General features: G+C 36.6%; 19 protein-coding genes and 1 pseudogene. 12 read left to right on the top strand and 8 right to left on the bottom strand.

The features are described from left to right. The first annotated feature begins 91 nt into the window (after positions 1-91). The 5 genes from GHD00_RS00675 (at position 92) to GHD00_RS00655 (ending at position 7,496) form a co-directional block, all read left to right on the top strand. Positions 92-1,072, top strand: a complete 981-nt coding sequence (locus GHD00_RS00675) for an ABC transporter permease (protein ID WP_163536171.1) — start codon at positions 92-94, stop codon at positions 1,070-1,072. A gap of 17 nt (positions 1,073-1,089) precedes the next feature. Next, positions 1,090-1,959, top strand: coding sequence for a carbohydrate ABC transporter permease (locus GHD00_RS00670; protein ID WP_163536170.1), 870 nt, complete (start codon positions 1,090-1,092; stop codon positions 1,957-1,959). A gap of 69 nt (positions 1,960-2,028) precedes the next feature. Continuing rightward, entirely contained in the window at positions 2,029-3,588 is a 1,560-nt protein-coding gene (locus tag GHD00_RS00665; RefSeq protein WP_163536169.1) for an extracellular solute-binding protein, read from the top strand. Between the two features lie 163 nt (positions 3,589-3,751). Continuing rightward, positions 3,752-6,082: a helix-turn-helix domain-containing protein gene (locus GHD00_RS00660; RefSeq protein ID WP_205600684.1), complete on the top strand. Its 2,331-nt coding sequence runs from the start codon at positions 3,752-3,754 to the stop codon at positions 6,080-6,082. A 511-nt stretch (positions 6,083-6,593) separates the two neighbouring features. Continuing rightward, positions 6,594-7,496: a nuclease-related domain-containing protein gene (locus GHD00_RS00655; protein ID WP_163536167.1), complete on the top strand. Its 903-nt coding sequence runs from the start codon at positions 6,594-6,596 to the stop codon at positions 7,494-7,496. 114 nt (positions 7,497-7,610) lie between these two features. Here GHD00_RS00655 and GHD00_RS00650 read toward each other — a convergent pair whose 3' ends face one another. Both GHD00_RS00650 and GHD00_RS00645 read right to left on the bottom strand, forming a co-directional pair. Next, complete coding sequence (locus GHD00_RS00650; RefSeq protein WP_240468548.1) at positions 7,611-7,943, bottom strand: Uma2 family endonuclease; 333 nt, start codon at positions 7,941-7,943, stop codon at positions 7,611-7,613. Positions 7,944-8,123: 180 nt separating this feature from the next. Then, positions 8,124-8,864 carry a YqcI/YcgG family protein gene (locus GHD00_RS00645; RefSeq protein WP_163536166.1) on the bottom strand — a complete coding sequence of 247 codons (741 nt, stop codon included), beginning with the start codon at positions 8,862-8,864 and terminating at the stop codon, positions 8,124-8,126. A gap of 156 nt (positions 8,865-9,020) precedes the next feature. Between GHD00_RS00645 and GHD00_RS00640 the strand changes: the two are divergent. Both GHD00_RS00640 and GHD00_RS00635 read left to right on the top strand, forming a co-directional pair. Next, positions 9,021-9,581, top strand: a pseudogene (locus GHD00_RS00640) (sugar O-acetyltransferase). A gap of 141 nt (positions 9,582-9,722) precedes the next feature. Then, positions 9,723-10,115: a DoxX family protein gene (locus GHD00_RS00635; protein WP_163536165.1), complete on the top strand. Its 393-nt coding sequence runs from the start codon at positions 9,723-9,725 to the stop codon at positions 10,113-10,115. A gap of 131 nt (positions 10,116-10,246) precedes the next feature. Here the strand turns inward: GHD00_RS00635 and GHD00_RS00630 are convergent, their stop codons facing one another. Genes GHD00_RS00630 through GHD00_RS00620 form a run of 3 tightly spaced genes read right to left on the bottom strand, consistent with a single transcriptional unit; the run spans position 10,247 to position 11,860 of the window. Continuing rightward, positions 10,247-10,579 carry a YrdB family protein gene (locus GHD00_RS00630; protein WP_163536164.1) on the bottom strand — a complete coding sequence of 111 codons (333 nt, stop codon included), beginning with the start codon at positions 10,577-10,579 and terminating at the stop codon, positions 10,247-10,249. An 11-nt stretch (positions 10,580-10,590) separates the two neighbouring features. Further along, positions 10,591-11,154, bottom strand: a complete 564-nt coding sequence (locus GHD00_RS00625; RefSeq protein WP_163536163.1) for a TetR/AcrR family transcriptional regulator — start codon at positions 11,152-11,154, stop codon at positions 10,591-10,593. A 19-nt stretch (positions 11,155-11,173) separates the two neighbouring features. Continuing rightward, positions 11,174-11,860: an MBL fold metallo-hydrolase gene (locus GHD00_RS00620; protein ID WP_163536162.1), complete on the bottom strand. Its 687-nt coding sequence runs from the start codon at positions 11,858-11,860 to the stop codon at positions 11,174-11,176. Between the two features lie 1,152 nt (positions 11,861-13,012). On the opposite strand from GHD00_RS00620, the gene GHD00_RS00615 reads away from it, so the two are divergent. Next, a complete protein-coding gene (locus GHD00_RS00615) occupies positions 13,013-13,213 on the top strand; it encodes a hypothetical protein (protein WP_163536161.1) in 201 nt (66 codons plus the stop codon). A 45-nt stretch (positions 13,214-13,258) separates the two neighbouring features. On the opposite strand, the gene GHD00_RS00610 is transcribed toward GHD00_RS00615, so the two are convergent. Next, positions 13,259-14,008 (bottom strand): LbetaH domain-containing protein, encoded by a 750-nt coding sequence (locus GHD00_RS00610; protein WP_163536160.1) that lies wholly within the window; start codon positions 14,006-14,008, stop codon positions 13,259-13,261. Positions 14,009-14,288: 280 nt separating this feature from the next. Here GHD00_RS00610 and GHD00_RS00605 point away from each other — a divergent pair, with 280 nt between their 5' ends. From GHD00_RS00605 to GHD00_RS00590, 4 genes are all read left to right on the top strand, one after another. Then, on the top strand, positions 14,289-14,738 hold the full coding sequence (locus tag GHD00_RS00605; protein ID WP_163536159.1) for a MarR family winged helix-turn-helix transcriptional regulator: 450 nt from the start codon (positions 14,289-14,291) through the stop codon (positions 14,736-14,738). 118 nt (positions 14,739-14,856) lie between these two features. Beyond that, complete coding sequence (locus GHD00_RS00600) at positions 14,857-16,479, top strand: malate:quinone oxidoreductase (RefSeq protein ID WP_346427591.1); 1,623 nt, start codon at positions 14,857-14,859, stop codon at positions 16,477-16,479. A gap of 146 nt (positions 16,480-16,625) precedes the next feature. After that, positions 16,626-17,354, top strand: a complete 729-nt coding sequence (locus GHD00_RS00595; protein WP_163536158.1) for a M15 family metallopeptidase — start codon at positions 16,626-16,628, stop codon at positions 17,352-17,354. Between the two features lie 4 nt (positions 17,355-17,358). Then, positions 17,359-18,483 (top strand): hypothetical protein, encoded by a 1,125-nt coding sequence (locus GHD00_RS00590; protein ID WP_163536157.1) that lies wholly within the window; start codon positions 17,359-17,361, stop codon positions 18,481-18,483. Between the two features lie 43 nt (positions 18,484-18,526). Here the strand turns inward: GHD00_RS00590 and GHD00_RS00585 are convergent, their stop codons facing one another. After that, entirely contained in the window at positions 18,527-19,663 is a 1,137-nt protein-coding gene (locus GHD00_RS00585) for a mannitol-1-phosphate 5-dehydrogenase (RefSeq protein WP_163536156.1), read from the bottom strand. Beyond that, positions 19,664-20,098: a PTS mannitol transporter subunit IIA gene (locus tag GHD00_RS00580; RefSeq protein ID WP_163536155.1), complete on the bottom strand. Its 435-nt coding sequence runs from the start codon at positions 20,096-20,098 to the stop codon at positions 19,664-19,666. Positions 20,099-20,103 lie beyond the last annotated feature (5 nt).

Genomic DNA, 20,103 nt, shown 5'->3' with positions numbered 1-20,103 from the left:
TTATAACGTTGGATATACCAAAGACGAAAAAGGAGGAGCAGCAATCCAAATGTGTAATGGATAATGAAAAGGAAAGGGTGTGATTGTTCAAATGATTGATAATGAAATAAAACAAGATGGCACAGATGTAAGCGTATACACAAAACAAAAAAGAAAACCTGGTAAATTAATAAAATTTTTTAAGGAAATCAAGAGGGATCGATATCTTTATTTATTGGCATTACCTGGGATTATTTATTTCTTTATCTTTAAATATGTGCCAATGTATGGAATTACGATTGCTTTTAAAGATTTTTCTCCTTTTGTTGGTTTTACCGAGAGTCCATGGGTTGGCTTAAAGCATTTTACTAGATTGTTTACTGGTTCTGATTTTTTGATGCTTTTACGGAATACGTTAGCGATTAGTTTCTTAAATTTATTGTTCTTCTTTCCATTACCTATTATTTTATCGATTTTACTCAATGAGCTAAGAAATCAATTTTATAAACGAACCGTGCAGTCACTCGTTTACTTGCCGCACTTTTTATCATGGGTGATTATCGCAAGCTTAACCTTTATGTTATTGGGTAAGTCAAGTGGTATTATCAACCATTTTATTCAATCAATGGGGTTTGAAGCCTTTGATTTCTTAACAAATCCGGATATTTTCTGGTTCTTATTAACCGGTCAGTCGGTCTGGAAAGAGGCTGGTTGGGGAACAATCATCTTCTTGGCCGCGATAGCTGGTGTGAACACAGAATTATATGAAGCTGCCAAGATAGATGGTGCCAATCGTTTTAGACAAATCTGGCATGTGACATTGCCTGCGATTCGAAATGTGATTATCATTCTATTGATTTTACGATTAGGAGATGTCATGGAAGTAGGTTTTGAACAGGTATTCCTCATGTATAACGGGGCTGTTTCAGAGGTTGCCGAAGTATTTGATACCTATGTGTATCGAGTGGGTATCCAGCAGGGACAATTTAGTTATAGTACCGCTGTTGGGTTATTTAAATCATTTGTAGGACTTGTATTAGTGGTGATGGCCAATAGAATGGCCAAGAAATTTGGAGAAGAAGGAATCTATTAAGAAAGGAGTGAGGAGAAGTGAAGCTTAGTTTAGGAGATAAGGTATTTAATATTACCAACGTAATTGTGCTTGGGTTAATAGCACTTGTGACCATGTTTCCGATTTATTATGTTTTTGTTGTTTCCTTTACAGCTCCTGCAGAGTATTTGCAGAAAACATTTGTCTTATGGCCTGAAAATTGGTCCTTAGCATCTTACAAGTATTTATTATCAGCGCCTACCTTTATTCAAGCGATTGGGGTTAGTACTTTTCTAGCTGTAGTTGGTACGATTTGCAGTCTGATTATTACTTCATCCTTCGCATATGCCTTATCACGCAGAAAGTTTAAAGGTAGAAGAGTCATTTTGCTGCTAGTGTTATTTACGATATTATTTAATCCTGGTATTATTCCAAACTATTTATTAGTAAAAGAATTAGGATTAATTAATAGTTTATGGTCAGTTATTTTGGTCTCCTTATCAAATGGTTGGTTTGTGATTTTAATGAAAGGGTTCTATGATAGTATTCCAGATACTTTAGTAGAAGCAGCTACCATTGATGGCTGTAATGATATAATGGCATGGATCAAAATTATTTTGCCTCTATCTTTACCTTCTATCGCTGCATTTGGTCTATTTTTTGCGGTGCAATATTGGAACCAATACTTTAATGCATTATTATATTTAAATGATGCAAGTAAATGGCCGATTCAAGTATTGCTGCAAAATATGTTAATAGATTCATCTGGCAGTAGTTTAGGAGAAGTAGATCCACTGATTAAGCCGCCACCGAGTGAGACATTAAAAATGGCGGCAGTAGTTATCGCGATTGTACCAATCATCATGGTATATCCATTCTTACAAAAGCACTTTGCTAAGGGGGTGATGATTGGATCGATCAAGGAGTAAGTTTTTCAATCACCTTTGCATTTATCTTCATTATTTAATTTTATGTTTTATATTAAAGGGAGGATGGCAATGAAAAAAACGTTATTATGTTTGATGGGGTTACTATTAGTGTTGATGTTAGCAGCTTGTGGCGGTGATGAGGAGGAAACGGCATCCAATGATGATTCGGATTCTACAGAGAATACAGAGACAGAAAATAATGAGTCAGAATCTACGTCTACAGAAGATGAAGAAGTAACAGATGTACGAATAATGAGTCATTTCTTTAGTCCAACACCACCAAGTGATGACAATGAAGTAGAACAAAGAATTGAGGAAGCAACCAATACAGAATTAGACATTGAATGGGTTTCTGCTAATAATTATCCAGACCGTTTTAATGTTGTATTAGCCTCAGGTGATTTACCTGACTTAATGTTAGTGCCAGATCCATTCAGTCCAGTATTCCGCCAAGCAGCTGAGCAGGGAGCATTTTGGGATGTCGGGCCATATATTGATGATTATCCAAACTTAAAAGAGCACATAGCGGACATCGCATGGGATCTAACAACAATGGATGGAAAACAGTTTGCCATTCCACGTCCTAGACCATCAGAAGGAGATAGTTTCTTTATTGTTCGTAAAGATTGGTTAGACAATGTAGGATTAGAAGAACCAACTACCACTGAGGAATTATACGAAGTAATGAGAGCGTTTACCCATGATGATCCAGATGGAAATGGCGAAGATGACACAGTTGGTTTTGTCGGCTATATTAACGATGAAAATATGGGTGGTTTCGGAGCTTTTGAAGGCGTGTTTAATGGAGTGAATGGTGAATGGGGATTACAAGATGGAGAGCTAGTTCATCGAGCTTTTCTTCCAGGAACACGTGATATGATTGAATATTTAGCCAAAGCTTATGAAGATGGATTGATCGCAGCAGATTTTGCTTCATTACAAGTAAGTCAAGCACGAGATATGTTTAAAGCTGGAGAAGCAGGGGTTAACGTAAACAAATCCGGTGCGCTGCAAGATGTATATGATTCACTAGTGCAAATTAATCCAGAATTTGAGTTTAAGAACTTATTACCTTTGACGAATGTTAATGGCTTTAATCCAAAAGGTCCTGGTTTTGCTGGAGCAAATGTCATTCCAAAATCTGTTCCGGAAGAAAAGATGAAGAAAATTTTAGGAATGATTGATCGATGGATGGAAGAAGATGTGTTTATGTTGCATAAACATGGGATTGAAGGAGTGCATCATACTGTTGAAGATGGGGAAATTGTAATAGACACAGAAAAAATACTAGCGGATGGAATTGCAGATCATAACCAAATTGTGTATGTATCCGATCCATATGCAAGTACAGTAAAACCAACCTTCCCTGAAGAAGTACAAGAAATGTATGCAAACATTCAAGATGAGCGAGAAAAGACAAGTGTCGGTAACGTTGCCGTTGGTCTTCACTCCGACATTGGCGTCACTTATTTACCAGAGCTTAGAAAAGATGCGCAAGACTTAAAAACGAAAATTATTCTTGGCAGTGAGCCAATCACGGCATGGGATGATTTTGTTGAGGACTTGAAAAATGACCCAGATATGCAAACATTAACAGAAGAAATTAATGAATCCTATCAGAATAGATAATTTAATATGTCTATGAAGCACCCTCTATGTGGAGGGTGTTCTTTTTTTTGCTAGGGAAGGCATGTATGTAAAATGGCCAAAGTTATCTTTTAAAGCAGCTTTAAATATGATAATATATTTGTTAAGCGCTTACATATGAACAGAGGTGGTGGGTTTGAAGGGGATGTGGAAAAAGAGAATATTGCGTATTCTGGATATGAACGGCAATTATCGAAAAAATCTAGTTGTTTTTTTATTGCTTGCTAGTTTTCCAGGAATTATTTTTAGTTTCTTATTATTTTATGTCAGTAAATCACAGATGGAAGAAGAATTACAAGCTGTTCATCAAAACCATATGTATAATACGATTGAATCGATTAAGGGGCAATTCTCGGAGTTAGAACTTTTTATGGCAAACTGGGCATCAGATGCGAATACGAAGGATTACAGTGACTTGAATGTGGTGCAAGATTACCGGAATATTAGAGACATTTTTAAAACACTTATCGCAATGGAAGGGTACAACCCACTAATTGGACGAGTAGAATTATTCCTAAATCGACCAGATCCGATGGTTTATACCAAGAATGGATACACTTTATTGGAGGATAAAGAGCAGATACAGAAATATAGCCAGTTTTTATCGAATAAACAAAAGCTTTTTTGGAATCATTCCCATACTAGTATTGAATCAGGCTATCAAAATTTATATGCTCCATTAGTGTTAGTACATAATCTCGATAACCATTTGTTTGATCCATTCGGTTCTCTGATTGTGTTTATTCATCCAGAACAACTTGCTAATATTCTGAACTCACCATATGAAGATGGATCGGTTTTTTTATTAAGTGGAAATGATAAGTGGCTGTTCAGCGAAGAAAATCAAACACAACCTAAACCGCTTCAAAAAGCCATTATGGAGGAAGTTGAGAAACGTCCAAATAGTACAGAACCTTTTGTGTTCCATTGGGACAACATAAAATATACCGTCACCTATGACCATTTCTCAAGACTCGGGGAACAATGGTATTATGTATCGATCGCTCCAATGACAAACATCACCGCACCCGTTGTATTTATCTCTAAAATGTCGATTTATTTAAGCTTATTTGTTTTTATCTTTGCAATTTTACTCTCTTTGTTTGCCTCCAAGAAGCTTTATGCGCCGATTGAAAAATTGACACAAAAGATATATGGGAATCAGGAGACTCCTACCAGCAATGAATTTGAATTAATTGAGACAAGACTTCAACATTTATCTACGGAAAGTAAGGAATTAGAAAATCGTTTAAAGCAGCAAATGCCCTATTTACGAGAAGGGTATATCTTACAATTGTTGCAAGGATATTTATATTCGTATAGAGAAGACGACCTAAAAGAACGAATACAGCAATTTGGCTCCCATCCACAAGAAAAGAAATATATGGTCACTTTTATTCAATTGTTTGGCTTTGCTAAATTGAAAGGAAGATTCTCAGAAGGAGATGAAGGACTTGTCACGTTTCTTGCTGTTAATATAGCGGAAGAGTTAGTCCAGTCATTTGAATTGGAAGCAGATGTGGTCAATTTTCATGACCTCTCATTAGGAATTTTATTTGCCTTTCCAATGGACCAGCCTACCGAAGAAATGGATGAAAAAATCATCGCATTTAGTGAAGAATTTATTGCATATATTAACCGCATTTGTCAAATGAATGTGTCCGTCGGTATCAGTCGAACTACTGATTCGTTAAAAGCTATTCACAGTATCTTTGAAGAAACGAAAAGTTCCCTTAGCTTCCGAAATTTACAGGAAAACAATCAAATAATCGAGATGAAGAAAATGGATCACCTGATCAACCATCATTGTCATTTTGAATATCCTTTTGATCTAGAAAAAGAAATCACCCATGCGATCAGACTCCGCAATACAGATGAAGCAAACAAGTTATTACATGAATTCTTTTCCAGTCATGCCGAACAAAATGTTAGTGAAGCAGTCATGAAGCAAGGGGCTTTAAAGCTTTTAGGCAGTATTTTTCACATTGTATTACAATCCAATTTAATTGAAGACTTCGTGAGAGACGGCGCGAAGTTGTATGAAGAGTTATATAAATTGAAAGATCCAGAAGAAATCACGGATTGGTTTGAACATAAGGTACTATTGCCTATTATTGAAGAGCTCTCTTATAAACAGGATCAACGGTTGCGCTTAATTGTGCAAAAGGTGACAGATATGTTAGATACCAGGTATATGGAGGAAATTTCCCTTGATTATTGTGCAGATGAAGTGAATCTAAATCCTTCCATTTTAAGCAAGGTATTTAAAGAATTTACGGGATGGAATTTTATTGACTATCTAACAAGTATTCGAGTAGGGAAAGCGAAGGAGCTGCTGATCGAAACAGACACGAAAATTAAGGATATCGCAGAGGGTATTGGGTATAAGCATAGTTATTTTAATCGAATTTTTAAGAAGTTTGAAGGAGTAACCCCTAGTCAGTATCGAGAAATGAATAGGAAAGATATTGTGTAATAGTTAGATAAGAAAGCTTCGGGTTGCAGGATTTGGGAGCTAATATACTCTTGTCATCTCATACTATTACGACCATCGGTGCTCCGTTATTTACTAACGGAGCTTTTTTGATGAAAAATTTTATAAGCGCCTTAGGACTGTATATTGCTCAAAACTGCGGATAGGAACGTTCTAATAGTATTATGGGAGAAAAATAAGCTTAAAACTACAGATAGAATCGTTTTAAAAGCATTATGGGAAGGAAAAAAGCATAAAACTGCAGATAGGAGTGCTCTATAAGCATTATTGGAAGGAAAAAAAGCATAAAACTACAGATAAGAATGCTCTAAAAGCAGTATGAAAGGAAAAAAAGCATAAAACTACAGATAAGAATGCTCTAAAAGCAGTATGAAAGGAAAAAAAGATAAAAACTGCAGATAGAAACGTCCTAATAAAATCAAAAAATAAAGTAGTAGACAAACTAGACATAATAAGTGTAAAATTAAGGAAAAATATAGAAAGGTTGTATGGAATGTTTGTAAAACCTCTACAAAAGCCTCGAGTGTTAACCCTCTACGAATTACTCCATAAACGCAATGCACTAACCCAAAAAGAAATGCGTCAATATTTTCAGTTAAAAAAAGGATTTGAAGGTGAAAAAAGAATTTATGAGTTGATCAACAGTTTATCAGGCGACTACCTTGCTCTGCATGATCTTTTGTTATCATCCAATAATCAAACTTTTCAAGTAGACTTTCTTTTAGTGATCGATGGTACTCTTCATTTGTTTGAAGTAAAAAATTATCATGGCGAATTTTATTTCGACAGTGATCGATTCTTTAGAGTGCCTCAAACGGAAATTAGTAATCCTGTCATACAACTCATAAGAACAGAATCCTTGCTTAGGCAATTGTTACAACAGTATGGATTTCAAAATTCGATTCAATCAACCGTTATTTTTACTAATCCTGAATTCACCCTTTTTTACGCACCAAGAAAAAAAGAGTTTCTTTTACCAACTCAACTAAATCGTTTCTTTCAGAATTTTACTGGACAAACCCCGATAGGCGCTGCTCACAAAGACCTTACCGAAACATTGCAATCCCTCCACATTTCGGAGTCACCTTACCAGCTGTTACCAAGTTATGATTTCAAACAAATAAAAAAAGGCATTCCTTGTCACCAATGTCATACACTTACCACTTTTGTAGAAAAACAATCCTGTATTTGCCAAAAATGCGATTATAAAGAACCGCTAGAAAAAGCGATTATACGAAATATACAAGAACATCAGCTATTATTTCCCGATCAAAAAATGACAACAACGAGAATCCGTGAATGGTGTAAAATAGTAGAGTCAAATTGGCGTATTCGTCGAGTATTAAATAAATGCTTTGCACAAAAAGGTAAGAGAAAATGGGCGTATTATGAATAATCGATTCACTTCGATATTTTTTCAAAATTATTCACCTAAGTGGAGTCTTTTACATTGTTAATACAATTAGTTCATGCCTGCCACTATTTTTAAGTTGGTATTTGTGGGAGTCATTTATAGAATCAGCCCCATCACGAACTTAAACAATCGATGGGACTTAGATGTAGTACGTTCAAAAAAATAGGCAAACGATGGGGATAAGATTTCAATGATCATGTCTGGCGTTCCATTACAACCTTTGTCGTCAAGTTTATTTTGGTCATATACTATAGTTAAATCTGGTTGAACCACATTATCTATTTGATTGTCTTGCTTATTGTCCACTAGTAGTCGTACATCGAAAGGGGCAAAATACAATTCACATTCTTTATTTCGTAGAAAAACAGAAAATGATGTGGTTATCTCCCTTAGAATCTGTTGATACTTACGCGAAGGTGCAGGAGACATATTAAATATTTCCCGATCTTAACTCAAGCCTTTCTTCTTCATCCCATGTAAGATAATCGGCATAGGTATATTTTCCTTTATCGTCCGGAATGGGCATCCAATCAGGATATATTTAATTTTATATTATCATATGCCTATGTCGCAGTCACTGTATTTCCATATAGGTTTCCTAATCGATCACTACTTAAACAACCGAAGAAATCGATGATAAGGGCACTTCGATAAAGTGGTATGATTATCGCGGAGAAAATATTGCTTCCACTCATAATTGTCCTTTGCACCATAACTATTTAAATCGGAATGTATATCGGCAGCATCATACTTCCTTAATCGCTTCCTTATATGATCTTTTATTTTTTTAGCACGATTCTTTGGCTTATTGAATTCTTGTAATACCCATCTAGGAGTAATGGCGAGCATCATTGTAGGAAAATGTCTGCTAATACGTTTGGTATGTGCAGGTGTACCGCAAAACATAAAGTATCTTTCCCCATGAAAGCAAAATTCCCAAATAGGATGATGAGGATCTTTTGGAATATGTTCTGGCCAATCTATGTGATCCATAGCAGTTAATTCACTAAGATGCTGCCAAAATAACTGTTCATAGTCTTCCACCACAAAAGTATCCTTTATGTCCTGTGGTAGTTTGTAAAAAACAATCAGTGAAGTATATGTTCCGATTTTCTTGGAAACATTTGTGAAATCTCGCAATAACTCAGCAGTTTCTATTACTGACGAATGCTTTCTCGGGTCGCCAACAAAGCCATATCTCAATTGATTGGTGGAAAACCCAATTGTTGCAGGTATACAAGGAAATGGCTTCTTTTTATCTGTCATTTTTGTTTCGAATTGCTCTAGTGCAGTTCTCTCCCAATCAATCAGTTTATGCCTATTGCTGTGACTGTCTTTATATAAATTCATATGGACATCACCTCCACAACACTTATTACCAGTGTATTCCACCTAGTGTTGATTGGGTGAATGTCTTATATAAAATAGGCGGGTATTGTTTTTTTAATAAATAATAGCAATGCCTTATAATGATAGAATCATAACGCAAGAAGGGGAGATTTGGTCATGAAAACAGAAAAACAACGAATGTTAGCTGGAGAAATGTACAACCCTGATGATCCGAAGTTGTTGAAGGACAGAGAAGAAGCAAGGCGGAAGGTTAGAATATATAATCAAACGTTGGAAACGGAATAAGAAAAGAGGACGGAGTTACTAAAGGAGCTACTTGGCTCAACAGGAGAGAGTATCTATATGGAGCCCAATATTCGGTTTGATTATGGATGCAATACATATGTAGGGGAAAACTTTTTTGCAAATTTCGATTGTACCATTTTAGATGTATGTGAAGTAAGGTTTGGCGACTATTGCATTTTAGGACCTGGTGTGCAGATCTATACCGCCACACATCCACTGCATCCAACGGAACGAAATACAGGAAAAGAATACGGAAAACCGATTACTATTGGAAATAATGTCTGGATTGGAGGAAGTGCGATTATTAATCCTGGAGTATTGATAGGCGATAATGCTGTGATTGCATCAGGTGCCGTCGTAACAAAAGATGTACCAGATAATGTAGTAGTGGGAGGGAATCCAGCTAAGGTTTTAAAAGAAATAGAAATATAATTTTTGTTAAAAAAAAATACTGTTGACATGTTAAGCTAAAACTGTTTATAATTACCTCGAATTCAAGATAAAATAGTTTAAAGTAAATATCTCGAATTCGTAATATTTTCAACAAATACTTATTATAGGAGGGGACATTTTATGTTCAAGAATCAGGAATTGGGAAATCTACTACTTCGTATTATATTAGGGCTTGTCTTTTTAGCAAATGGGGCTGCTAAATTTCAAGGAGGAATTGAAAATACAGTTGGTTGGTTTGATAGCATCGGAATTCCAGGATTCCTTGCTTATGTTGTGGCGTTTATTGAACTTGTTGGAGGTATTGCCATTATTTTAGGGATTGGAACTCGTATCGTTTCTGTATTATTTGGCATCATTATGCTAGGGGCGATATTCACTGTGAAATTGCCAGATGGATTCCTAAATGGATACGTTTATGATCTTGTTTTATTAGTTATAGCTATTCATATGATTTTAAATGGCAGTAAGCTATATTCTCTTGGTCATATGCTGTTTAAAGGAAAAGCAGCTTAAAATAGAAATAACAAAAATGTTGTCTATGATAAGGAGTCAATCAGACTTAGATTGGTTCCTTATTATTTTCATCGCTGATTGTAACTACAAGACAAGAAACGGAATGAATCACAACCATTATTAACTGTCTATTAAGTTAAGCTAAGCATGATTCGATTTATGATGGCAATCACCCAAAGCGATGTTCCAAGAATAGGATGACCAGTTCGGATCAGTACAAGTGCAGCAAAGCTATAAATGACTATTTCTAATAATACATGTGCTTTTCCTTTTAAAAGAAACGGAGCAGCTGGTGATCCAAAAAATCCCCATATAATCATGATTAGTAAAGGGATACCAATACCTGCTAATCCTTTTATAAAAAGAGAAGCATCTAATTTAAAACCATAATAACTGAATGATGCTATGGTGATGATTTCTAATAAGAACCGCATTGATAGGATGAATGACGTGAAAATTTTCATCGACTCCTTATTTATCCTTTTTTCAGCCCTAACAAAAAAGTATCCAATATATATGTCAAGCTTTCATCGGTAGGGATATCGATCCCAAAACCTTCTTTTTGTTCAATGGTTGCAAAACCATGTAAGATGCTTCGTAGACCTCTGACAATATGTATTCCTTCCTGATAGGTAAAGTTATAACTCTCCAATTTCTTTAACACAAACCGAACAATTTTATCTGCTGCATATTTTATGTTAGAATCACCTTGCTTTAGTGCAATAAATGTTGCTTCATATAAACCAGGGTGTTGACGTACAAAGTAAATATAAGCTTTTGAAAGCGAATGAATAGCCTCATCTCCTAATTGATCTTGTGTACTACTAATCATTGTGTCATATAATTCCTCAAGTCCGTAAATAGCCATGTGATGAAAGACAGAATTTAAACTATCGATATGGTTATAAAGCGATGGTGAACGAACATTTAATTTTTTAGCTAAGCTAGCTATAGTGACAGCTTGAAGATTTTCTTGATTTGCGATTTCTATCGCTGCTTTGATAACAGTTTGCTGATTAAGCCCTGATCTGGGTGACATGATAAACCCCCTCCAATTTTTACTTTTTAGTCGCCTCTTCAATTGCTTTACGAATATGTTGAGTTGGATTCTTTAAGTCTTCTCCATGTCCAACAGCAAGTAATGTCGGTTGGTATGATTCTATTTTTTTAGCGCTCTCGATTGCCATATCCTTGTTCCAAGTAGCAAGTGCTGGAAAAGGAAATGTCCATTTTAATTGTCCTGAGACTGCGATTCCTCCTCTTGTTTGAAAAGAATCTCCTGCTATGATCGCATTTGTTCTAGAATCTAGAAATGACATTGATCCGGGAGTATGTCCTGGTGTAGAGATAGCAATTAAGGATCCTATTTGGTCATTTTCCTTAAGAAAGTGGGCTGGTTTTGTTTGAATGTTTTTAGGAATCCCACCACGAATGGGAGTCTTTTTTTCATTTGGATATAAAGAGCGATCTCCTTTTAAAAGTTTTGCATCACGTTTGGATATATAGACGCTAGCATTAGGCAGTAAATGTTTTAAATGGTCGAGCGCACCAACATGGTCAGCATGGGCATGAGTCAATACAATCCGTGTAATAGGTTTACCAATTTTTTCAGCTGTGCTCATAATTTTGTTGGTGCTAAAAGGTAATGCAGCATCAATAAGTGTTAATTCATTTCTTTCCTCTACTAAATAACAGTTAACCGGGAAAAATCTTCTGAAAAATTTCACTGGATGGATATAGTCCAATCGAACAACCTCCTCTGCAAACTAATGCCGTTAGTTTCATTATAACTAATGGTATTAGTTTTAGCAAGTATTACCAGTATTGGAAATTTAAAAACTACTATTGTGTAATATTATTCGCTTTATGGCTACCTCTAAGATCAAGAGAACGAAAGGATTTGAAAATGGAAAGATATATAACATTATTTATAGCTTACCTAGTTAGTTTTATGATTTTGTTCTTTAGGCTGGACTATTTTACATTATTATCAGCCTAATTATTATATTGCTATATTACTAGATTTTGTCGGCTTTATTGTTTTCGTCATCGGTTCTTGGTTTGTCATCAAATTTACGGTGAAATGGGGAAAGGAACTATGGAATTTTTAGAACAGCTGTTGGTTGGAGTTCCTTTTGCAAAACACTAAGGTATAACTGCATACTAAATATTCCAGTTAAAAGGTAATACATCAGTTTGTAGAACAAACAGACTTGGTGTCGAAAAAAGGATAAAGCCTGACATATTTCCTGGGAAATAAAAGAAATTACAAGCATCCATAGCCAAGAAGCAAGTTCGCACTGTTTAAAGTATCATAAATTGATTCTGTTAAAATATGGATATAAGAAAAAGACAAAATGCTGTATGTTATAGGAGGGTGTTTTGAGATATATTACAGACTTTCCGAACGGGAAACCCCACGCAGGGTGTAACCTGTCTTTAGACGTGGGATAAGAGTGAGGTCAAATACTAAGTACCACTCCCCCGAAGGTTTGTGGTACTTAATATTTGAATTCTTCACTCTTTTTCAATGCACATCCGTTGCAGTTAATTGTTAAAGCTGATGCAATTTTATACATGAATGAATTATAGAAGAACAAAATTTTTGGGTTAAGTGCATGCTCTAATGAAGAGACGATACGTTTTAAGGATAAGGATTTTGCTCTTGATTTTATTCAAAAGGTGGAAGATAGGAGCTCATCGGGAGAGTGCGCGAAAATTGTCGAAGAAAAAATTGATAAGGTATTATCCATGATAGAAGGATTAAAGGAAGAGGAGATTAGCTCAAAACAGTACATTCGTGAATCGCAAGCACAACAAGCTTATTCATTTGTTTTTTAGACTATCAGTTTTTAGGATGATAATATAAGAAAAGCTAAGGCTTTCGCCATTCATACATGGAGATAAGCCTTAGTTTTTCTTTAGAAGGAGAGGCAGTAGAAACGCAAAAAGTGGCATTTGCCCTTACTATTTTAGCTTATGGTACGATTCTTTTTCAATCCAGTAAGATCGGTAAAAAGGATTCTACCTTGAAGACAGTGGAGATGCATAGGCATATGCTGAATGAATGGAAACAAATGTTAGAGATTGATTTTTAAAAAGAAGAGGAAGGGAGAATAAAGGAAGCCATTTCTCCCGACACACTAAATGAATAACTGCGTATTTCGCTGATAGGACTTTCCTAATCTGTAATAATGATCTACAATTTCTTGATTTAGATTTTTGAATTTTGATGGCACGGCTGGTAATTGATCTGCTTGTTGTTGCTTCCAAACAGATTGCCCTGGTGCAATAAAACGTCCGTCTTGAATCGTGACATAATCTGCAACAGTGGCACCGTGCATAATCACACAATCCTTCCCAATTTTTGCCCCATAAATGGAAACATTCTCTCCAATAAAGGTGTTTCTTCCAACAAATAATGGCCCATGTGGCTGTGCGTGGTGAAGAATACTGACCTCATCACTAATATAAACGCCGTAGTTTTTCCCATCCACTTCAATTTGTTCACCAGGATGACAGTGAATTAAGACAAAGTCCTGCACATTCGTTTTCTTACCAATGTAATAAGGAGAAGAAGAGTCTGCTCGAATCAGGTTATTCCAACCAATCATTACATCATCATCGACATACACATCTCCGAACACATACGAATTGGGCCCCATAACTACTGTGGTTCGAATTTTTGGATATTCCGCATAAGGTACCTCTTCAACTGGTGGATTGTAGCAAATGATTTGATGCTGAGGATATATACCTGGCTGTTTAAAAGCAGGCATCTGCCCTACATGCTCTCCACATTGATAGTAGGGGCCACACCTGCAATTTTCTCCACATTGACAATATGGATTGAAGCAGTGAGGGTTGGAGCAATTCCTTGATTCACCGTACATATTTTCATCCCCTTTTGTTCAGTTTATCGACTGCACTATTTTCATTCATATGAGTGGTGCCGTATTTCTATGTCTGACAAGAGCAACTGACCGATAAAGCAGTGAAAGTGACGGACAAACGCGCAAGACTGACCGGTAAACGAGAAAAAGTGCCCCCTAAAAAGGGTAGGTCTTTTTCAAACTTTTAACGGAAATGATAGAATACATATAAGACCACTCGGAAAAAGTTGTGTTATGATAACTATAAAAAATCAACACTTGCATTTAAGGAGAGACTTGCATGAAAGAAAAGGATTTACTTACAAATGAACTAGTTGAGCAGGTGCTAACGGTGTTGCCGCTTTTACCTAAAAAAGTCTTCGGCAATATTCCGTTTCTGCAGAATGAGGATCTTCATCCTTCTCATTTTCATATTTTGCACATCGTCGAGCATGAGGGTCCAATCAAAATGTCGGATATATCCAAAAAGTTAGGAATAAATAAATCGAATCTAAGTCCATTGGTTCACAAGTTATTAGAAAAACAACTTATTTCTCGGGTCAAAGACGAACAAGATCGACGTGTATCTTATATTCAAATGACAGAAGAGGGAATGGTGTTTTCTAAGAAGAAAAAACAGATTTTATATGAAGTAGTACAAAAAAGATTTGAGACTTTAAGCGATGAAGATAAACAGGAATTAAAGGGAGCCTTTAGTATAGTCAATAGAGTATTATCGAAGTTGGAGTAGAGGGCGGAGAGTTGCCAACTTTTAAATAGCTCATAACTATTATATAATAGTACATAAATATTTTAATCTATTGATTATAGTGGTACACTATGATCAGATTATCATTGTTCCAGAAAAGATGTGTGACGAAATCGCGTCCTTGCTTGCAATGACGTCTAAGCAAGAACGCCTGCATCCTTTCTGTAAATCTTATCGTATAAGGAAGGTAAAAATGAGCAGCAGACATAATAAAACAGACGTTATCTTAATCGGTGCTGGCATCATGAGTGCGACTTTGGGATCACTGTTGAAAGAATTAGCACCGGACTGGGAAATTACAGTTTTTGAGAAGCTTGAAAAGTCAGGAGAAGAAAGCTCTAACGAATGGAATAATGCGGGTACAGGACATGCAGCACTGTGTGAGCTTAACTACACATCTGAAAAACCAGATGGGTCGATAGACATGAAGAAAGCGATAAAAGTAAATGAACAGTTTCAGGTTTCCAAGCAGTTTTGGTCTCATCTAGTAAACAGCAATTTGATCAGTAATCCGAGAGACTTTATCGAGCCATTGCCTCATATAAGTTTTGTACAAGGAGAACAAAATGTATCGTTTTTAAAAAAACGTTTTGAAGCGATGTCAAACAATCCATTGTTTGAAGGGATGGAATTTTCCGATGAGCCGGAAAAACTGAAAGAATGGATTCCACTTATGATGCAAGATCGGACAGTGGATGAACCAATAGCAGCAACAAGAATCGAATCTGGAACGGATGTAAACTTTGGTGCTTTAACTCGAAAACTGTTTGACCACTTAGATAGTCAAAACGTTGATGTAAAGTACAAGCATAGTGTGGAGGATATGACACAAACTAGCGACGGCTCATGGGAACTAAAAGTGAGAAATATTGATAGCGGTATCGTGGAAACACATACTGCAAAATTTGTATTTATCGGCGCTGGAGGAGGCAGTCTGCATTTACTGCAAAAATCCGGTATCTCTGAAGGAAAAAATATGGGAGGATTCCCGGTTAGCGGATTATTTATGGCGTGCAATAATCCGGAAGTTGTAGCGAAGCATCATGCAAAGGTTTACGGAAAAGCGAAGGTTGGTGCTCCGCCAATGTCTGTTCCGCATCTTGACACGCGATTTATCGACAATAAAAAATCGCTATTATTTGGACCGTACGCTGGCTTCTCACCTAAGTTCTTAAAAACTGGTTCTATATTTGATTTGGTAACTTCCGTGAAACCGGATAATCTCTTGACCCTGTTATCGGCAGGTGCTAAAAATATGCCATTGACAAAATATCTCATTCAGCAAGTGATGTTATCAAAAGAACAGCGCATGGAAGAGTTACGTGAGTTTATCCCGGATGCCAAAAGCGAGGATTGGGATATCGTAGTAGCGGGTCAACGTGTGCAAGTGATTAAAGATACGGAAGGCGGAGGGAGAGGAACCCTTCAATTTGGTACGGAAGTTGTCAGTGCTGCAGATGGTTCGATAGCAGCATTGCTTGGCGCTTCTCCTGGGGCATCTACAGCTGTTTCTGTCATGTTAGAAGTGTTAGAAAGATGCTTCCCGCAAGAAATAAAAGAGTGGGAACCAAAAATTAAAGAAATGATTCCTTCTTATGGCATGAAGTTAGTAGAGAACCCAAAGCTTATCCATGAAATTCATGATTCAACAGATCAAGCCCTCGGTTTCGTGGATGAAGTTGATGAAGTGGATGAACAAGTAGCCAACCAACAACATAACTAAAATTCGTATTTGAAAGGGAAGCATCACTTTGCCGTATTTGGCAATTGCATGCTTCCTTTTGTTTGCCTTAAAATCATAACACAATCCTCTCTATTTTTGATAAGATAAAGTATATACCATCTTCCAATTAAAAGGGAGCGTTTACTATGTCTACATACTACGAGCACAGGATTCCAACAAAGGTTCATCCCGATTTTAAACAGAAATACATCCCCATACACGATAATGGAGAAAAGCTTGTCAATATCCACCATATCCAATCCGACAAGATCTCAGAAATGGCTCAATACAACAAACAGGGTATACCAGGTGCGCTAAACCACTGCTATGTAAGAGAATCGCTAGTCGACCTTTTAGAAAAAGCAGCAATACATTTACCAACAGGTTTTCAATTTATCATATGGGATGGATATCGCCCTTATCCAGTACAAAAGGCGATTTACGATCAGTATTATCAAAAAATAACGAGAGAATTTCCGAACGAAAACGAGCAAACATGGGAGAGAAGAACAACCAACTTTGTTTCGCATCCATCGGTTGATCCAGATCATCCAGCACCGCATATCACCGGAGGAGCCATTGACCTTGCCATCATCGATGATCAAAAAAACTTATTGCCCTTCGGAACTGCTTTTGATGACTTTACAGAAAAAGCTAATACTGCCTATTATGAAATTTTGAAAGAACAACGCCCGTTCACCAAACAAGAAACTCGCATTTTAGAAAACCGGCGATTACTTTATCACGCATTAACAGATGTTGGCTTTAGCAATTATCATCAAGAATGGTGGCACTTTGATTATGGCAATCAATGGTGGGCGCAAAACAAAGAAAAAAACACCGCTATATACGGGGTAGCAGACAGGGGAGAGTAAAGCATTGCGAAAAGAAGAAAGATCATTACTCCATCGATCTTTTAAAAATATTAGTATATTATTTTTCTCATTAGTCGTATTACTATTATTCATTGTGATTCTGATTAATGTATTGTTAGGCATTTATTCATGGGACCAATTATATTTTGACGTAATTAACGCTTTAGTAAGTGTCATGATCCCGCTGGTTCTCTTTAACTTTTTATACGATCACTTTACCCAAAAACAAAAAGACCTTGAACTCACCGAAAGAATGACCGAAACGATGCTATTAGATGAACGGATTATGGATCGTTTTTCAACAGAATCCAAGAAAAAGTTCGTCCAAAAAGCGACCGAATCGATTTTAGGAAAAACCGTCGGAAGAATGCTCTATGAAAGCTTAATCAAATCCTATCTGACGAGATCCTATCAATATAGGCACCGCTTCAAATACTATATCTCTTATTTAGAAGCAAAAAACCTTAAGCCTTATCTGATAGGAGATAAAACATTCCGATTCGATCCAGCCATCTATCACTTCGTCCGCCAAGACCTGTCCTTTGAGCGCGACTTAACCAATTACAAGAAAAGCAACGATGTCCGCATCGGCTTTTCTTACAAAGAAAGCACCTTGGACGGACTTTATCAACGAGCCGAATTTTTGTTTCGGGAAAATTTATGGATAAACGATGAGCATAATCATTTATTAAAGAGCTTGTCTGTGCCAGAACTAGAGCAATTCGTTAAGGAGATTCTACAATTATCGATAGAAATTAATGGCCAAGTTCTGCCATATCGAGTGGTCAACAATGAAGGGCATGAAGGCTTTAATTTGCTGCTAGATTTTCCAGAAGAAATCCCAACTGGTGAACTGTCGAAAGTACATTTGCGTTTTCAAATGCCGCAATTGAAAAGCCAGAAGAAATTTATTGTGATGATCTCAGAGCCAACAGAAGATGTGGAAATCATGTTTATGCATGTAGAAGATAAAATGGCTGTCGAAGCAATTCCTTTTTTAAATGAGACAGAATCGATCACCAGATTACCGAATGACACGATCAAAATCGATATCCATGACTGGATCTTACCAAGAGCAGGTGTCGTCTTTGTTTGGAATGATAGAGAGGAAGGGGAAGGTAATTCATAAAGGAAATGTCTCCAAGTTACGCTTTGGAGACAATCCTTCCATTTCACACGTATTGTAAAACTGTATCCATTAAAGGATGATCTTCCGGTAAATCAGATACTTGTTTCAAGGTTTCTTTATAACCTTTTTCTTGTGTCATTTGATGTAGCTCGACCGCTTCTGGATCTTCCGCATTTTCGTACGTTAAAGCCGCCGCGATCACTTTTGCTAAATGTTCTGGAGGGTTATCAAATAATTCTACAAACAGACTTGCCGGACGGATTAGTCGATCTGTTGTTCCAAGTTTACGCAATGGCCCTCGCCCAACTCTTGTTACTTCATCCGAAAGGTAAGGATTGGTAAATCGTTCTAATATCTTATTTCGATATTGATTATGCTCGTCTTTATCAAAATCATACAACTTGATTAAGACGTCTCCCGTTTCCTTTAAAGCATTTTCGACAACAGAGCGGACTTTCTCATCCTGAATCGCTTCTTCAATATTTTGATAGCCATATTTTTTCCCAACGTAAGCTGTTGCAGCATGCCCTGTATTAACAGTAAACAGTTTTCTTTCAATATAAGGCTTTAAGTCCTTAACATATGTGATACCTTCAATAGCTGGAACTTCTCCTTTTATGTTCGGTTGTTCCACTACCCATTCATAATAAGGTTCAACGGAAACCGTTAATAAATCTTCATTCGATTGATTCGGCACAATTCGATCGACTGCTGAATCAGGAAAGCCAGCGATTTGATCTGCTGTTTGTTTTTTATCCTCTGGTAGCTGCTCCATTACTTTTTCTTTTAATAGCGTACTGCCGCCAATCATATTTTCACAAGCAATGATATTAATGGGAGTATCGGTTTGCTCGATTCTATTTAATAACCCATCAGCAATATTTTTGGAGATAATCGGTAATACATTTGGCCCGACTGCTGTAGTGATAATATCTGCTTGTGCAATAGCATCAACTACTTGATCTGGATTATCTGTACTAACAATGCCCGAGATATGGTCCACCATTTGTTCTTGCTGAGCTTGATCGGATAATATCACGCGATACTGTTTTTCTTGGTTAATCGCATCAATCACTTCTTTATTCACATCAATAAAAGTAGTGTGGTATCCTGCATCATGAAGCAATGCCCCAATAAAACCTCTCCCGATATTTCCTGCTCCAAAATGAACAGCTAACATTTAGTTTACGCCTCCTAAGATGTCGATAATATCTTCTTTTGTTTCGGCATGAATAAGCTTTTGAATATTGTCTTCTTCAGCACAGACTAATGCAATTTTGGATAAAATATCTAAATGTTCATCACCTTTACCTGCAATGCCAATCAGAATGTTTACTGTATTACCATCAAAATCAACCCCATCTGGAACGATCACGACAGAAATTCCAGTAGCTTCCACTGATTTTTTCGCATCTTCTGTTCCATGAGGGATAGCAACATGATTTCCGATATAAGTAGAAGTCACTTGCTCACGTTCTAGCATTTTGTCGATATATGCTGCTTCGACATAACCGTTTTCCTTTAAGATGTTTCCTGTAAAACGAATAGCTTCTTCCTTGTTGCTAACTGTTGTCCCTAGTACAATATTGTCCTTTGTTAAAATTTCTTTTGTCATGATGA

This window comes from Gracilibacillus sp. YIM 98692 (assembly GCF_010993965.1).
GTDB lineage: Bacteria > Bacillota > Bacilli > Bacillales > Amphibacillaceae > Gracilibacillus.
Note: the sequence above shows the minus strand (reverse complement) of the source record. Positions and strands in the feature narration are given on the sequence as shown.

What these genes read in the sequence shown, in the direction of transcription:
- GHD00_RS00675 (WP_163536171.1), top strand. Translation starts at nt 92, where the DNA reads ATGATTGATAATGAAATAAAACAAGATGGCACAGATGTAAGCGTATAC.
- GHD00_RS00665 (WP_163536169.1), top strand. Translation starts at nt 2,029, where the DNA reads ATGAAAAAAACGTTATTATGTTTGATGGGGTTACTATTAGTGTTGATG.
- GHD00_RS00595 (WP_163536158.1), top strand. Translation starts at nt 16,626, where the DNA reads ATGTCTACATACTACGAGCACAGGATTCCAACAAAGGTTCATCCCGAT.
- GHD00_RS00600 (WP_346427591.1), top strand. Translation starts at nt 14,857, where the DNA reads ATGTGTGACGAAATCGCGTCCTTGCTTGCAATGACGTCTAAGCAAGAA.
- GHD00_RS00610 (WP_163536160.1), bottom strand. Translation starts at nt 14,008, where the DNA reads ATGTACGGTGAATCAAGGAATTGCTCCAACCCTCACTGCTTCAATCCA.
- GHD00_RS00635 (WP_163536165.1), top strand. Translation starts at nt 9,723, where the DNA reads ATGTTCAAGAATCAGGAATTGGGAAATCTACTACTTCGTATTATATTA.
- GHD00_RS00625 (WP_163536163.1), bottom strand. Translation starts at nt 11,154, where the DNA reads ATGTCACCCAGATCAGGGCTTAATCAGCAAACTGTTATCAAAGCAGCG.
- GHD00_RS00650 (WP_240468548.1), bottom strand. Translation starts at nt 7,943, where the DNA reads ATGTCTCCTGCACCTTCGCGTAAGTATCAACAGATTCTAAGGGAGATA.
- GHD00_RS00585 (WP_163536156.1), bottom strand. Translation starts at nt 19,663, where the DNA reads ATGTTAGCTGTTCATTTTGGAGCAGGAAATATCGGGAGAGGTTTTATT.
- GHD00_RS00660 (WP_205600684.1), top strand. Translation starts at nt 3,752, where the DNA reads ATGTGGAAAAAGAGAATATTGCGTATTCTGGATATGAACGGCAATTAT.
- GHD00_RS00605 (WP_163536159.1), top strand. Translation starts at nt 14,289, where the DNA reads ATGAAAGAAAAGGATTTACTTACAAATGAACTAGTTGAGCAGGTGCTA.
- GHD00_RS00630 (WP_163536164.1), bottom strand. Translation starts at nt 10,579, where the DNA reads ATGAAAATTTTCACGTCATTCATCCTATCAATGCGGTTCTTATTAGAA.
- GHD00_RS00580 (WP_163536155.1), bottom strand. Translation starts at nt 20,098, where the DNA reads ATGACAAAAGAAATTTTAACAAAGGACAATATTGTACTAGGGACAACA.
- GHD00_RS00655 (WP_163536167.1), top strand. Translation starts at nt 6,594, where the DNA reads ATGTTTGTAAAACCTCTACAAAAGCCTCGAGTGTTAACCCTCTACGAA.
- GHD00_RS00645 (WP_163536166.1), bottom strand. Translation starts at nt 8,864, where the DNA reads ATGAATTTATATAAAGACAGTCACAGCAATAGGCATAAACTGATTGAT.
- GHD00_RS00615 (WP_163536161.1), top strand. Translation starts at nt 13,013, where the DNA reads ATGGAGATAAGCCTTAGTTTTTCTTTAGAAGGAGAGGCAGTAGAAACG.